16 protein-coding genes and 1 tRNA gene are annotated in these 12,322 nt (G+C 63.9%); 4 read left to right on the plus strand and 13 right to left on the minus strand.

The features are described 5' to 3' along the window. Window positions 1-14 precede the first annotated feature (14 nt). Window positions 15-1,052 carry an RluA family pseudouridine synthase gene (locus V7N12_RS06930; RefSeq protein ID WP_333713628.1) on the minus strand — a complete coding sequence of 346 codons (1,038 nt, stop codon included), beginning with the start codon at window positions 1,050-1,052 and terminating at the stop codon, window positions 15-17. A gap of 64 nt (window positions 1,053-1,116) precedes the next feature. Next, window positions 1,117-1,193, minus strand: a tRNA-His gene (locus tag V7N12_RS06935). A 181-nt stretch (window positions 1,194-1,374) separates the two neighbouring features. Here V7N12_RS06935 and V7N12_RS06940 point away from each other — a divergent pair. After that, complete coding sequence (locus tag V7N12_RS06940; RefSeq protein WP_333713629.1) at window positions 1,375-1,566, plus strand: DUF6324 family protein; 192 nt, start codon at window positions 1,375-1,377, stop codon at window positions 1,564-1,566. Here the strand turns inward: V7N12_RS06940 and V7N12_RS06945 are convergent. Then, window positions 1,553-2,011: an MmcB family DNA repair protein gene (locus V7N12_RS06945; RefSeq protein WP_333713631.1), complete on the minus strand. Its 459-nt coding sequence runs from the start codon at window positions 2,009-2,011 to the stop codon at window positions 1,553-1,555. The genes V7N12_RS06940 and V7N12_RS06945 overlap by 14 nt on opposite strands. A 313-nt stretch (window positions 2,012-2,324) precedes the next feature. Between V7N12_RS06945 and V7N12_RS06950 the strand changes: the two genes are divergently transcribed. Further along, on the plus strand, window positions 2,325-2,471 hold the full coding sequence (locus V7N12_RS06950) for a hypothetical protein (RefSeq protein WP_333713633.1): 147 nt from the start codon (window positions 2,325-2,327) through the stop codon (window positions 2,469-2,471). Window positions 2,472-2,693: 222 nt separating this feature from the next. Here the strand turns inward: V7N12_RS06950 and V7N12_RS06955 are convergent, their stop codons facing one another. The 6 genes from V7N12_RS06955 to V7N12_RS06980 form a co-directional block, all read right to left on the minus strand. Next, window positions 2,694-3,029: a hypothetical protein gene (locus V7N12_RS06955; RefSeq protein ID WP_333713635.1), complete on the minus strand. Its 336-nt coding sequence runs from the start codon at window positions 3,027-3,029 to the stop codon at window positions 2,694-2,696. A gap of 42 nt (window positions 3,030-3,071) precedes the next feature. Then, window positions 3,072-3,545 (minus strand): transcription antitermination factor NusB, encoded by a 474-nt coding sequence (gene nusB / locus V7N12_RS06960; protein WP_333713637.1) that lies wholly within the window; start codon window positions 3,543-3,545, stop codon window positions 3,072-3,074. Then, window positions 3,542-4,081, minus strand: coding sequence for a 6,7-dimethyl-8-ribityllumazine synthase (locus V7N12_RS06965; RefSeq protein ID WP_333713638.1), 540 nt, complete (start codon window positions 4,079-4,081; stop codon window positions 3,542-3,544). The genes nusB and V7N12_RS06965 overlap by 4 nt, the downstream gene beginning before the upstream one ends. Then, the gene (gene ribB, locus V7N12_RS06970) at window positions 4,081-5,211 is read right to left on the minus strand and encodes a 3,4-dihydroxy-2-butanone-4-phosphate synthase (protein ID WP_333713639.1); all 1,131 of its coding nucleotides are present in this window, start codon (window positions 5,209-5,211) and stop codon (window positions 4,081-4,083) included. The genes V7N12_RS06965 and ribB overlap by 1 nt, the downstream gene beginning before the upstream one ends. Before the next feature lie 79 nt (window positions 5,212-5,290). After that, window positions 5,291-5,866, minus strand: a complete 576-nt coding sequence (locus V7N12_RS06975) for a hypothetical protein (RefSeq protein WP_333713640.1) — start codon at window positions 5,864-5,866, stop codon at window positions 5,291-5,293. Then, window positions 5,863-6,459, minus strand: coding sequence for a riboflavin synthase (locus V7N12_RS06980; RefSeq protein ID WP_333713641.1), 597 nt, complete (start codon window positions 6,457-6,459; stop codon window positions 5,863-5,865). The genes V7N12_RS06975 and V7N12_RS06980 overlap by 4 nt, the downstream gene beginning before the upstream one ends. A gap of 133 nt (window positions 6,460-6,592) precedes the next feature. Between V7N12_RS06980 and V7N12_RS06985 the strand changes: the two genes are divergently transcribed. After that, complete coding sequence (locus V7N12_RS06985) at window positions 6,593-7,882, plus strand: capsule biosynthesis protein (RefSeq protein ID WP_333713642.1); 1,290 nt, start codon at window positions 6,593-6,595, stop codon at window positions 7,880-7,882. Window positions 7,883-7,897: 15 nt separating this feature from the next. After that, window positions 7,898-9,877 (plus strand): capsular polysaccharide biosynthesis protein, encoded by a 1,980-nt coding sequence (locus tag V7N12_RS06990; RefSeq protein WP_333713643.1) that lies wholly within the window; start codon window positions 7,898-7,900, stop codon window positions 9,875-9,877. On the opposite strand, the gene ribD is transcribed toward V7N12_RS06990, so the two are convergent. From ribD to V7N12_RS07010, 4 genes are all read right to left on the minus strand, one after another. Beyond that, window positions 9,863-10,960, minus strand: a complete 1,098-nt coding sequence (gene ribD, locus V7N12_RS06995) for a bifunctional diaminohydroxyphosphoribosylaminopyrimidine deaminase/5-amino-6-(5-phosphoribosylamino)uracil reductase RibD (protein WP_333713644.1) — start codon at window positions 10,958-10,960, stop codon at window positions 9,863-9,865. The two genes, V7N12_RS06990 and ribD, sit on opposite strands and share 15 nt — an antisense overlap. Beyond that, window positions 10,957-11,430 (minus strand): transcriptional regulator NrdR, encoded by a 474-nt coding sequence (gene nrdR, locus V7N12_RS07000; RefSeq protein WP_333713645.1) that lies wholly within the window; start codon window positions 11,428-11,430, stop codon window positions 10,957-10,959. The genes ribD and nrdR overlap by 4 nt, the downstream gene beginning before the upstream one ends. Window positions 11,431-11,580: 150 nt before the next feature. Then, window positions 11,581-11,985 carry a secondary thiamine-phosphate synthase enzyme YjbQ gene (locus V7N12_RS07005; protein WP_333713650.1) on the minus strand — a complete coding sequence of 135 codons (405 nt, stop codon included), beginning with the start codon at window positions 11,983-11,985 and terminating at the stop codon, window positions 11,581-11,583. Between the two features lie 7 nt (window positions 11,986-11,992). Beyond that, window positions 11,993-12,250, minus strand: coding sequence for an HlyU family transcriptional regulator (locus tag V7N12_RS07010; RefSeq protein ID WP_333713646.1), 258 nt, complete (start codon window positions 12,248-12,250; stop codon window positions 11,993-11,995). Between the last annotated feature and the right edge of the window lie 72 nt (window positions 12,251-12,322).

The following is a 12,322-nucleotide window of genomic DNA, read 5'->3' on the forward strand; positions in this document are numbered from 1 at the left end:
TGTGCCGGTGTGTTTCAGACCTGCGCCCCAAGGGCCTGCAGCAGCGCGCGCAGATCGTCCGGCAAAGGGGCTGCAAATTCAAGGGTTTCGCCCGAAACCGGATGCACGAAACCCAAGGTCGCAGCATGCAGCGCCTGACGAGGGAAAGACGCCACCGCCGCCACGGCCCCTTCCCCCACGGCCTTAGGCGACAGCTTGCGCCGTCCGCCGTAGACCGGATCACCGATCAGCGCATGGCCACAATGGGCCAGATGCACCCTGATCTGATGGGTGCGGCCGGTTTCCAGCCAGCACTCGATCAGGGCGGCGGCGGGCGGGTTGCCCAAGGGCTCGACGATCCGCGTGCGTGTGACCGCATGGCGCCCCGTCGTAAAGGACACCGCCTGCCGCTGGCGGTCGGTCCTGTGACGCCCCAGAAGCGTCTGGATGCGCAGGATGTTCCCCGGCTCGAAGGATGTGCCCTTGATCCCCTTGAGGCGCGGATCGTTCTGGTCGGGCAGGCCATAGCAGACCGCCAGATAGCGGCGGGCGACGGTATGGGCGGCGAATTGATCGGCCAGGTGGTGATGCGCGCGATCCGATTTGGCGACAACCAGAAGCCCGCTGGTGTCCTTGTCGATCCGGTGCACGATCCCGGGGCGTTTCAGGCCACCGACACCGGACAGGCTGTCGCCACAGTGATGGATCAGCGCATTGACCAGCGTTCCGGTCGGCGTGCCGGGTGCGGGATGCACGACCATGCCGGCGGGCTTATTGACGACGATCAGGTCGTCATCCTCGAACACCACGTCCAGAGAGATATCCTCGGGGCCGATATGGCTTTCTTCGGCCATGGCGACAGAGATTTCGATCTCGGCACCCTCGGCCACGCGAAAGCGAGGATCATCCACGACGATTCCATCGACAGACACGGCCCCGTCGGCGATCAGCTTGACCAGCCGCGAGCGGCTGAGGCTGGCATCCTGTGGCACATCGCGGGCCAGCGCCTTGTCCAGACGCGGTGGCGGTGTCGCGCCGATCTCGAAAACAACCGTGATGCCTGCATGTCTCATATTGCCGAAAATACTCCTGCCGGAGAGACCGGCATAGGCCAAATGCACAGTGAATGAGGGAAGGTGGTACCACCTCCTGGTCTCGAACCAGGGACCTCTTGATCCACAATCAAGCGCTCTAACCAACTGAGCTAAGGCGGCACGTGGGGGCGTTTAGCGCTTGGGCAAAACGATTGCAAGTCTTTCAGAACTGAAATGCCCCGGACCCCGCCATATGACCGGCAAGGGCACGCGCGGATGGACAGATCAAGGATGCACCCAAAGCCTTGCCAATCAAGCGCACCCCGCGCTAGGACTGCGCAGTCAAAGCAAGAGGTCGCGCATGGGGATCAACAGCGAACAGGATATCGAGGCCAACCTCCAGATCGGGCCGACCGATCAGGGCATGGTGCGGATCTTCGTCGAGGCGAACGGCGTCGAAATCCCGATGGATTTCGATCCCGAAGAGGCGGACGAGATCGCCGAAGAAATCCGCGCCGCTGCGATGGCCGCGCGCAGCGTCAAAAAGCGCTGAGAAACCCCGGATCTCGCGCCGCTTGCGCCCGGATCGCGGCATGGCGCGCGAATTTCTGCAACATCACCTTGCGCCGCGCCGGTGACAGCTTGTTTTGCTCGCCCATTCTGACGATCTCGGCGTCATAGGCATCCGCGATGATCAGACCGCAGCTTTCGGGCAAGAGATCGGTCGGGAAGTCGGCATCGACCGCCCAGAAGAACCGGTCGCACCATTCCAGATAGCCTTGCCACTTGTGATCCGAGGCAAAATCGACACGGCTGGATTTGCATTCCACGACCCAGACTTCGGCCTTCGGACCCAGCGCCATCACATCGACCCGCAATCCCGGCGTCGGCACCAGTTCTTCGACGGTCACGAAGTCATGCCCCCGCAAAGCGCGGCAAACGCCCCGCGCCAGCAACTGGCCCGGCATCAATGTGACGTTTGACGCGGTCTCGATCATGTCATGAACCTGAACAATACGTGAACAAATGGCAAGATGAAACCTGCGATGTTCGCCAGGACGACAGTCCTACAGCAATATTCTTTGCCGCTAGGGCATCCTGCGCGTTCTCTGCCGCGCGCGGTTGGCGAAAGATAACACAATCTATTCAATAGATTACGTGTGCACCTCAACCGGCCCCAATCGAAAACGATCAAAAATGTGTCCGGAATCCGCCACATATTTCGGTTGCGGGATGAAATGCCTTGGGACCGTCAATTTTTGGTCCGCTTTCACGACCATACCGTAACTGTTAGGTGGAAAGGTGAGTCTGATGTCTGTGTTGTCTACGATTTCATTCTTCGATGTGGCGATGGCCCTCGTCTTTGTCGGTTTTGCTGAACGTCTTCTGATGGGCTATGCGCCGGCCTCGATCGTTGGTCGCAACGGCTGGCTCTTGCGGACAGATCAAGAAGATTAGATCACGCGCGGTCTTGCTCTTGGCGCTTTGCGCGCCTACCTGTTTGGCGACGGGTTCTGCGCTTCTCGTATACCATAGGTACATGTCCAGTGGCCTTAAGCAAATCCGAGGGAGCTGGCTCTGGTCGGACCTTGGTTCGATTACCTGGCGCCCACCTGTAAAAACAGGTCCTCGGGATAAGTTACCTCTACGGTCGCCGTGGTTCCCGTCACTTTCCGCAGTCTAGAAGCGTTTCGGGCTGCGCCCCGCGTCGATGCGCAGAGGCACCGGTTCCCCCTGACCGCCCGAATGGTCATCCTGCGATGGTCCATCCTCGGCCTGGGTCATGACGACGATGGCGAACTGGACGCTGCCGAAGACCGTTCCGTTGAAAAACCAAAGCAGGAAAACCGCCAGCACCCCGACATCCGATCCGAAGATCAAACCGGCCAGACCGGCGACATCGAAGACCAGCAGCAGGGCCACAAAGACCGCCGACAGCATGAACCCGATGGCACAGTGCCACAGATAAAGCGGCATCAATCGCGGTTCAGTGGTGTCGGGGCGCCGGTGTGTCATGGGCAGAAGATTAGTCGCAACTGGCCGGACGGCAAGTGGCGATCACGATGCGAACGCCTCGGGTCGCGCTTCGCGGGCCATGTGGTCCAGCACCGCGTTGACGAACTTCGGTTCCTTGCCGTCGGAAGAGAACGCCTCGGAAATCGCCACGAACTCGCTGATCACGACTTTCGGCGGCGTCTCGCCTAGCACCAGCTCGCCCCCGGCTGCACGGAAGAGCGCGCGCCACGTCGGGTCGATCCGCGCAATCGGCCATTTGGCCACCAGCGCGCGGTCCGTCATCTGGTCGATCCGGGCCTGTTCGTCGACGGCCTTGTCCATGACCGCGCGGAACAGGTCGACATCCCCTTCGGCCATCTCGCCCTCTTCATAGGTGGCGCCGAAACGATGGTCCTCGAACTCGCGCATGACCCCCTCGACCATCTGGCCCGAGGCCTCCATCTGAAACAAGGCCTGCACCGCATAGAGCCGTGCGGCGGATTTCATCCGGCGTTTCTGGTTGTTCGAAAGGGTCATGCCTTGCCCGTGTCGTCGCTGCCGCCAGCCATCAGGATATCGCGGGTGAACCCGACGCCTTTGGTCGCGGTGCCCCATTTGCGGGCCAGCGCGATAAGGTGCAAGGCCGCCGCTGCCGCCCCGCCGCCCTTGTTCATCCGGGCCGGATCGGCGCGCACGGCCGCCTGTTCGTAGGTCTCGACCGTCAGGATGCCATTGCCGATGCAAAGCCCCTGCAGCCCCAGCAACTGGATCGCGCGGCTGCTGTCATTGCAGACCGTGTCGTAATGCGTCGTCTCGCCACGGATCACGCAGCCCAGGGCCACATAGCCGTCGAAGTTGCTCATCCGCGCGGCGATGCCGATCGCCGTGGGGATTTCCAGCGCGCCGGGGACATTGACGATGTCATGGCTGGCACCGGCCTTTTCGATCTCGGCGATGGCACCTGCGACCTGATGGTCGGAAATGTCCTTGTAATAGGGTGAAGCCACGATCAGCATCTTCACCGGCTTGTCGAAGTCCGGCAGCGGCATGATATGGTGCGAGGGTCCGGCCATTATCCGATCTCCGAGATTTTGCGGGTGCCGACGATTTCCAGCCCATAGGCATCGAGGCCGACCACCTTGGGTTTGGGCGAGTTCGTCAGCAGTTCGATCTTGTGCAGCCCCAGCGACGACAGGATCTGCGCCCCCAGCCCGTATTGGCGCAGGGTCTGGGGCGAGGCCTCGCCCTCTGCATGAAGTTTCATGTGCACGTCTCGCAGCAGAACCAGCGCGCCGCGCCCTTCCTTTGCGATCAGCTCCATCGCGTCGCCGAATTCGTTGCGGCGGCCGCGCGGGCCGACCCCGACCACGTCAAGCAGCGGGTCGAGCGCGTGCATCCGCACCAGCACCGGTTCCGGTGTGGTGATATCCCCTTTGACCAGCGCGATATGCTCGGCCCCTTGGGTTTCATCGGTATAGATCCGCATTTCCCACGCGCCGCCGAATTCGGAATTGACGGTGCTGGTCTCACGCACGCGGACCAGATTGTCGTGGCGGCGGCGATAGGCGATCAGGTCACTGATGGTGCCGATCTTCAGGCCGTGGCGTTGCGCAAAGGCGATCAGATCCGGCAGGCGGGCCATTTCGCCGTCTTCCTTCATGATCTCGCAGATCACGCCCGAGGGGTTCAATCCGGCAAGGCGGCTGATATCGACCGCGGCCTCGGTATGCCCCGCACGCACCAGCACGCCGCCATCGCGGGCGCGCAGCGGAAAGACATGGCCGGGGGTGGCGATATCCGCGGCCCCCTTCGCGGCATCGATCGCCGTGGCAACGGTGCGCGCGCGGTCGTGGGCCGAGATGCCGGTGCTGACGCCTTCGCGCGCCTCGATGCTGACGGTAAAGGCGGTCTCGTGCCGGGACGAGTTGTGCGAGGCCATCAGCGGCAGCCCCAGCGCGTCGATCCGCTGGCCGGTCAGCGTCAGACAGATCAGCCCCCGTCCATGGGTGGCCATGAAGTTGATCGCGTCGGGCGTCGCCATCTGGGCGGGGATCACCAGATCGCCTTCGTTCTCGCGGTCTTCGTGATCGACGAGGATGAACATCCGGCCATTGCGGGCGTCCTCGATGATCTCTTCGGTGGAACTGATCGCATCGGACCAGTCACGCTCGACCGGTCCCGGTTTTTCGAAATTCTGGTTCATGTTTGCGTCCGCATGCAGCTTTGCAGGCCAGATAGCCGAGCCTGCCGGATTTGGAAAGCGCGTATGCCTCTTTGTCGCGTCAGGTGCCGCCCGACGGCGCGCCGAAGAACGCATCCGCCCCGAGATACCCCGCCATGCGCCCTGCTTCGGCCCAGTCATGTTCGAAAGCGGTATCGCCGATCATCACCAGCCTGTCGGCAGGTCCGCCTTCCGCAGTCACGATCGTCTTGATCCTGTCACGCATCGCAGCCCAGCTGTCGGCAAAGCCGGGGGCTGCGAAGGCGCGGTCAAGCACATCCATGCGCGCCATGTGATCGACTGTCACCGGTGGATGCACAAGGGCGCTGCGCCGCGCATTCCGCAGTTGCCCCAGCATCGCGATGCGATCCGCAGGCAACGGCTGGCCGTCGCGCAGGACGCGCAGGGCGTTCGAGGAAAACAGGAACCCCAGCAGATCATGCCCGGTGCTTGCACGGATGCCCGCGTAAGTCTTGTAGTGCAGGCCCAGTTCGGCGGCGCGATTGACCCGCAGGCGGATCACCTCGATGGGAAGCTTGGGCAGAAGGTCGGCGCGCGCCCTGGTCCAGACGTGTTTGCGCCAGCTATGGCCCGCCGCGATCACCTGACCCGAGTTATGACCGATCCCTGCCATCATCCGTAGTCCCGCAGCCGCGCGACATAACGCGCCATCGTGTCGATCTCGAGGTTGATCCGGTCGCCCACGGCGACATCGCCCCATGTCGTCGCCACTTTGGTATGCGGGATGAAGTTGATGCCGAAGGTGGCACCGTCAACCTCGTTCACCGTCAGCGATGTGCCGTTCAAGGCGACCGATCCCTTGGGCGCGATGAATTTCGCCAGCGCGTCGGGCGCGCGGAAGGACACCCTGGTGCTGTCGCCCTCGTCTTTCATGGCGATCACCTCGGCCACGCCATCCACATGGCCCGAGACGATGTGCCCGCCCAATTCGTCCCCGACCTTCAGCGCGCGTTCCAGATTGATGCGCGAGCCGACCTGCCAGTCGCCGATGTTCGTCAGGCCGACACTTTCGGCTGAAATCTCGACGTCGAACCAGTTCTGCGGCGCGGTGCCCAGTGCGACGACCGTCAGGCACACACCATCGCAGGCGATCGAGGCACCGATATCGATCCCCCCCACATCGTAGCCGGTTCCGATCCTTGCGCGCAGATCACCGCGCTTTTCAAGCTCCAGAACCTTGCCGATGTCAGTCACAATACCGGTAAACATGATCTTCACCCCGTTGCGTTACGGCCCAGACCTAGACCTTCCATTGCGGCGCGACAAGCCGCGGTCCTTGCCAGTGCGCCATATTCCCGTCAGGAAGGCAGCGTAACGAGTAGTGAACCAAGTACAGGCAGCCATGGCTGACAAGCGCATCTTTCTTTTCCTGCAGGGCCCGCATGGGCCATTCTTCCGGCAATTGGCCAAGATGTTGCGCAAAACCGGTGCGACTGTCTGGCGCGTCGGTTTCAACGCCGGTGACCGTGCCTTCTGGTGGCCGTCAGAGGGCTACCTGCCTTATCGGGGCGCGCCTGATGACTGGCCGGGCAGGCTTGCGGACCTTCTGCGCACGAAAGCCGTGACCGATATCGTCCTTTACGGCGACACCCGCCCCGTCCACGCCGAGGCGGTGCGACAGGCGCGTGCCGCCGGTATCCGCGTCCACGTCTTCGAAGAGGGTTACATGCGGCCCTATTGGGTCACCTATGAACGGGACGGCAGCAACGGGCACTCGGCCCTGATGGACCTTAGCGTGGCAGACATGCGGGACCGTCTTGCGCAGTCCGATATCGACATGCCGACGCCGCCCGCGCAATGGGGCGACATGCGGCAACACATCTTCTACGGCGCGGCCTATCACTGGTTCGTCATGTTCTGGAACTGGCGCTATCCGTCGTTCCGCACCCATCGCGCCCTGCCCGTCAGAACCGAGGCCGCACTTTATACAAAGCGGCTGGTGTTGATGCCGTTCCTTGCCCTCGAACGGCAGTGGCGCACAAGTCGCATCAAGGCTGGCGGCTATCCCTATCATATCGCCCTGTTGCAGCTTGAACATGACGCAAGCTTTCAGGCGCACTCGCCTTTTTCGCAGATGGAAGAGTTCATCAGCCTGATCGTGAAAGGCTTCGCCTCGGGCGCGCCCGCGCATCATCATCTGGTCTTCAAGGCGCACCCTCTGGAAAACGGCAAGGCGCCGCTGCGCCGTTTGATCCGGCAGGCGGCGGCGGCGCATGGGATCGGGGGCCGTGTCCATTATCTGCGCGGCGGCAAGCTGGCGCAGATCCTCGATCAGGCGCGGTCGGCGGTGACGGTGAATTCGACGGCAGGCCAGCAGGTTCTGTGGCGGGGGATGCCGCTCAAGACTTTCGGCACGGCGGTCTACAACAAGCCCGAGTTCATTTCCGACCAGCCTCTGGCCGCCTTCTACGCCGATCCCCGTCGCCCCGACGCCAAGGCCTATCGCGACTACCGCCGCTTCCTGCTGGAGACCAGTCAGGTGCCCGGTGGCTTCTATTCCCGCGCAGGGCGCCGACAATTGCTGCGGATGGTCACCGATATGATGCTTCATCCGCTTGCGCCCTATGACGGGCTGGCCGGCAAGGCCGAGACAAGGTCGCACGACATCCGCGTTGTCGGTGGGCGGGGCTGACGGTAGCTTGGCGGCATGACCGACGGGCAAAGCCAGAATCTCTATGTCTATAACGGCGGCTTCCTGACCCAGGGGCGGGTGCGGCGCATCCTGGGTCTGGCGGGCTACGACATCAGGCTTGGCGCGCCGGGCGCGGGTGATCTGGTCGGCGTCTGGGGGCACAGCCCCACCGCCCCGCGCGGCGAGGCCGTGGCTGACAGGCGCGGCGCCGGCGTCATCCGTGTTGAGGACAGTTTTCTGCGCTCGGTCGGGCTGGGACGGGACGGTGACCCGCCGATCGGGCTGAACATCGACCGCAACGGCGTGCATTTCGATCCCGCGACACGCTCGGACCTTGAAACCATCCTGACAGAGGACCCGCTGGACGATACCGCCCTGCTGGACCGCGCCCGCGCCGGGATCGAGATGATGCGCAAGCACCAGATCTCGAAATACAACACGCACGATCCCGCGCTGCCCCCACCCGAACCGGGCTATGTCCTTGTGATCGACCAGACGCGCAAGGATGCCGCGATCCGCGCCAGCGGTTGCGACAGCAATTCGTTCCGCGAGATGCTGTTCTTTGCCCTGACCGAACATCCCGGCGCGCGCGTGATCATCAAGACCCACCCCGAAACGGCCGCCGGTCATCGCGAGGGGTATTTCACCAAGGCCGATGAAAACGAAAGGATCACGATCTGCGATGCGCCCGTCTCGCCTTGGGTCCTGTTCGAAGGCGCCGTTGCCGTCTATACCGTCAGTTCGCAACTGGGGTTCGAGGCGATACTCGCAGGGCACAAACCGGTCGTTCTGGGGCAACCCTTCTATATCGGCTGGGGGCTGACCGAAGACCGCAAACCGCTGCAAAGGCGGCAGAGGACCCTGACGCGGGCGCAGCTTTTCGCAGGGGCGATGCTGCTTTATCCAAGGTGGTTCGACCCATACCACGACCGGCTTTGCACCTTCGAAGAGGCGCTGGCGACCCTGACCGTCCTGACCCGTGCATGGCGCGAGGACCGTCACGGCTGGCAGGCCGAAGAGATGCGGCTGTGGAAACGCAACCCCCTGCAACAGGTCTTCGGCAGCGTCAAACCGGTGCGCTTTGGCACCGCCAAGCCGGGCGGTCTTCGTCCCGTGATGCGCTGGGCCGGCAAGGGCGGCACGGGGGCCGTGCTGGTCGAGGACGGTTTCCTGCGCTCGCGCGGGTTGGGGGCCGATCTGATCGCGCCGCTGAGCCTCGTGCTGGATGACGTGGGGATTTATTACGATGCGACCCGGCCAAGCCGGTTGGAAAACATCCTGAACGACAGCGCGTCTTTGACCGCGGCCGAACGCGCCCGTGCCGCGGCCCTGATCGCGCGGATCACCGAGGCGGGGCTTTCCAAATACAACCTGACCGGCGACGCCCTGCCTGATCTGCCCGAAGGACGCAGGATCCTTGTGCCGGGGCAGGTCGCCGATGACGCCTCGATCAGGCTTGGCGCGTCAGAGGTGACAACCAATACCGCCCTGCTGCAAGCGGTGCGCAAGGCCAATCCGGCAGCGCGGATCATCTACAAGCCGCATCCGGACGTGGCGGCGGGTCTGCGCCCGGGCAAGGTCGCCGATGCCGAGACCCTTGCCGATGTCGTCTTGCGGGATGCGGACCCCATCGCCGCCATCGAGGCGGTGGACGAGGTCTGGACCATGACCTCGCTGCTGGGGTTCGAGGCGCTTTTGCGGGGCAAACCCGTCACCTGTCTGGGGATGCCCTTCTATGCAGGCTGGGGGCTGACCGACGACCGCGCCATGCCGATCCCACGCCGCGCCGCAAGGCTGGACCTGCCAGCACTTGTGCATGGGGCGCTGATCGCCTATCCGCGCTACTTCGATCCCGTGACCCGCCTGCCCTGCCCGCCCGAGGTGATCGTCGACCGCATCGCGAACGATGACATCCCGCCGCCCCCGCGCGGGAACCGGATGCTGGCGAAACTGCAGGGGCTGCTGGCAGGCTATGCCTACCTATGGCGCAGGTGACCGCCGCCAGACGTGGCAGATATCGCCACCCAGTCGGGTGACATCGGCAAGCTGGAAACGGGGCGCGAGGCCAAGCCTGTCCACCCCCATCGCCGCCAGCATCGGCGTGCCTTCGGCCCCGATCGCCACACCCGCCGAGAAGACCACAAGCTCATCGACCAGCCCTGCGTTCAGCAATGACGCGGCCAGCATCCCGCCACCCTCGCAGAAAACGCGCGTGATCCCGCGCGCGGCAAGGGCCTGCATCGCAGACAGCGGATCGACCTGCCCTGACTGGGTCGCGCAAGGCAGGCTGATGGCCCCTTGTGCGGTCCATGGGGCGACATCCGCCTCTTGTCCATGGCACAGCCAGACCGGCGCATCCCGTGCCGTCCGCGCAAGCTGGGCATCGGCGGACAGCTTCATCGCGCGCGAGACCACGACCCGCACCGGCTGGCGATCGATCCCAAGGCCCCGAACGGTCAGCGACGGATCATCGGCCCGCACTGTCCCTGCCCCCACCATGACCGCATCATGGCGCGCGCGCATCAGATGAACCGCGCGGCGCGCGCCGGGTCCTGTGATCCACTGGCTCTCGCCCGTTGCGGTCGCAATCCGCCCGTCCAGCGTGCCGGCAAGCTTCAGCGTCACGAAGGGCCGCCCTTGCGTGACCCGGAGCAGGAAGCCCGCGTGATCCCGCTGCGCCTGTGCCGCCCCGACACCCGCAGTCACCGCAATCCCCGCCTGCCGCAACATCCGGATGCCGCCGCCATCGACGCGCGGGTCGGGATCGGTCAGGGCGACCACGACACGGGCGACACCCGCCTTGATCAAGGCCTCGGCACAGGGCGGTGTCTGCCCGTGATGGGCGCAAGGTTCCAGCGTCACATAGGCCGTTGCACCGCCTGCCGCGGCACCGGCCTGCGCCAGCGCCTGCGGTTCGGCATGGGGGCGGCCACCCTCTGCAGTCCAGCCGCGCCCGACAACGATGCCATCCCTGACGATGACGCAACCGACAGCCGGGTTCGGCCAAACACGGCCCATGCCGCGCCGCCCCAGCGACAGGGCAAGCGCCATAAAGCGTTCATCGGATTGAAGGCTCACTCGTCCCCGTCGCCGCCCGCATTTGGGCGCAGCTCGCTGACGAATTTGTCAAAGTCATCGGCGGCCTGAAAGTTCTTGTAGACGCTGGCAAAACGCACATAAGCGACCGTGTCGATCCGCGCGAGGCTTTCCATCACGATCTCACCGATGGTGCCGGATGGCACATCCGTATCGCCGAGGCTTTCCAGACGGCGCACGATGCCGCTGATCATCTGGTCCACGCGCTCGGGCTCGGCCGGGCGCTTTTGCAGGGCGATCCGGATCGAGCGTTCGAGTTTCTGGCGGTCGAACTCTTCACGGCGGCCGTTGGATTTGATCACGACGAGGTCTCGCAACTGGACCCGTTCATATGTGGTAAAGCGCCCACCGCAGGCCGGGCAAAAGCGCCGTCTGCGGATCGCGACATGATCTTCGGCAGGGCGGCTGTCTTTCACCTGAGTGTCGACATTTCCACAAAACGGGCAACGCATGGCGGCTCCTCATACTGTTGGTTGCGGACGCGCCCACCTCGGCCACCCGACTTGTCCAGAGGCACTATATGTAGGGGAACTCTGTTTGGGTAGTGTGCAAATAGGACCCGCTTTCCGGCGGTCCCAAACGTTGCAGAAGAGACTCGGTTTTCAGGCCAGATGCGCGGCGACGCGGCGGGTGTGGGGCCGGTCGCGGTGCTCGAACAGATAGATGCCCTGCCATGTGCCAAGCGCCATTTTCCCACCGCTGACCGGGATACTCAGATGCGTCGGCAAAAGCGAGGCCTTGATATGGGCGGGCATATCGTCCGGTCCCTCGTAGGTATGGGTCAGATAGGCCATGCGCGGATCGGTCGCGGGCGGGACCAGACGCGCGAAGAAAGTCTGAAGATCGGTCTGCACTTCGGGGTCGGCGTTTTCCTGTATCAGCAGGCTGGCCGAGGTGTGCTGGACGAACAAGGTCAGCAGGCCCGCGCCCTTGACCCAGTCACGCAGCTGATCCGTGAAGTCATAGAGTCCGGCACCGCGGGTCTGGATCGTGAAGCTGGCCTGCATCAGACCGTCAGCCAAAAATCCGCTCGCCCTGTTCGTCGATGACCTGCCGGGCCTTGCCGACCGAGGCGGTCATGGCCGCCTCTTCGCTATTGAGAACATCCGCGCGGATCATCGTATGGGACTTGCCGCCCTTTTCGATCAGCGCCGAGATGCGCCAGCCGCCTGCGTCTTTCTGGGGCTGGGGCGTGATGGCGAAACCCTTGTAGTCCTCGGGTGGCGGCGCATCGCTTTGCGCGCCGCCAAAGAGTTTCGAGAACCACGCCATCCCTTGCCCCCCCTATTGATCCAGGAACGAGCGCAGCTTGCGGCTTCGGCTGGGGTGCTTGAGCTTGCGCAG

The organism is Yoonia sp., from assembly GCF_036770585.1.
Taxonomy (GTDB): domain Bacteria; phylum Pseudomonadota; class Alphaproteobacteria; order Rhodobacterales; family Rhodobacteraceae; genus Yoonia.

Excerpts from the sequence above, each read along its gene's own strand:
- V7N12_RS06940 (WP_333713629.1), top strand. The coding sequence starts at position 1,375 with ATGGGGATCAACAGCGAACAGGATATCGAGGCCAACCTCCAGATCGGG.
- V7N12_RS06990 (WP_333713643.1), top strand. The coding sequence starts at position 7,898 with ATGACCGACGGGCAAAGCCAGAATCTCTATGTCTATAACGGCGGCTTC.
- V7N12_RS06945 (WP_333713631.1), bottom strand. The coding sequence starts at position 2,011 with ATGATCGAGACCGCGTCAAACGTCACATTGATGCCGGGCCAGTTGCTG.
- V7N12_RS07010 (WP_333713646.1), bottom strand. The coding sequence starts at position 12,250 with ATGGCGTGGTTCTCGAAACTCTTTGGCGGCGCGCAAAGCGATGCGCCG.
- V7N12_RS06930 (WP_333713628.1), bottom strand. The coding sequence starts at position 1,052 with ATGAGACATGCAGGCATCACGGTTGTTTTCGAGATCGGCGCGACACCG.
- V7N12_RS07005 (WP_333713650.1), bottom strand. The coding sequence starts at position 11,985 with ATGCAGGCCAGCTTCACGATCCAGACCCGCGGTGCCGGACTCTATGAC.
- V7N12_RS06975 (WP_333713640.1), bottom strand. The coding sequence starts at position 5,866 with ATGATGGCAGGGATCGGTCATAACTCGGGTCAGGTGATCGCGGCGGGC.
- V7N12_RS06965 (WP_333713638.1), bottom strand. The coding sequence starts at position 4,081 with ATGGCCGGACCCTCGCACCATATCATGCCGCTGCCGGACTTCGACAAG.
- V7N12_RS06950 (WP_333713633.1), top strand. The coding sequence starts at position 2,325 with ATGTCTGTGTTGTCTACGATTTCATTCTTCGATGTGGCGATGGCCCTC.
- V7N12_RS06955 (WP_333713635.1), bottom strand. The coding sequence starts at position 3,029 with ATGACACACCGGCGCCCCGACACCACTGAACCGCGATTGATGCCGCTT.
- ribB (WP_333713639.1), bottom strand. The coding sequence starts at position 5,211 with ATGAACCAGAATTTCGAAAAACCGGGACCGGTCGAGCGTGACTGGTCC.
- V7N12_RS06980 (WP_333713641.1), bottom strand. The coding sequence starts at position 6,459 with ATGTTTACCGGTATTGTGACTGACATCGGCAAGGTTCTGGAGCTTGAA.
- nusB (WP_333713637.1), bottom strand. The coding sequence starts at position 3,545 with ATGACCCTTTCGAACAACCAGAAACGCCGGATGAAATCCGCCGCACGG.
- nrdR (WP_333713645.1), bottom strand. The coding sequence starts at position 11,430 with ATGCGTTGCCCGTTTTGTGGAAATGTCGACACTCAGGTGAAAGACAGC.
- V7N12_RS06985 (WP_333713642.1), top strand. The coding sequence starts at position 6,593 with ATGGCTGACAAGCGCATCTTTCTTTTCCTGCAGGGCCCGCATGGGCCA.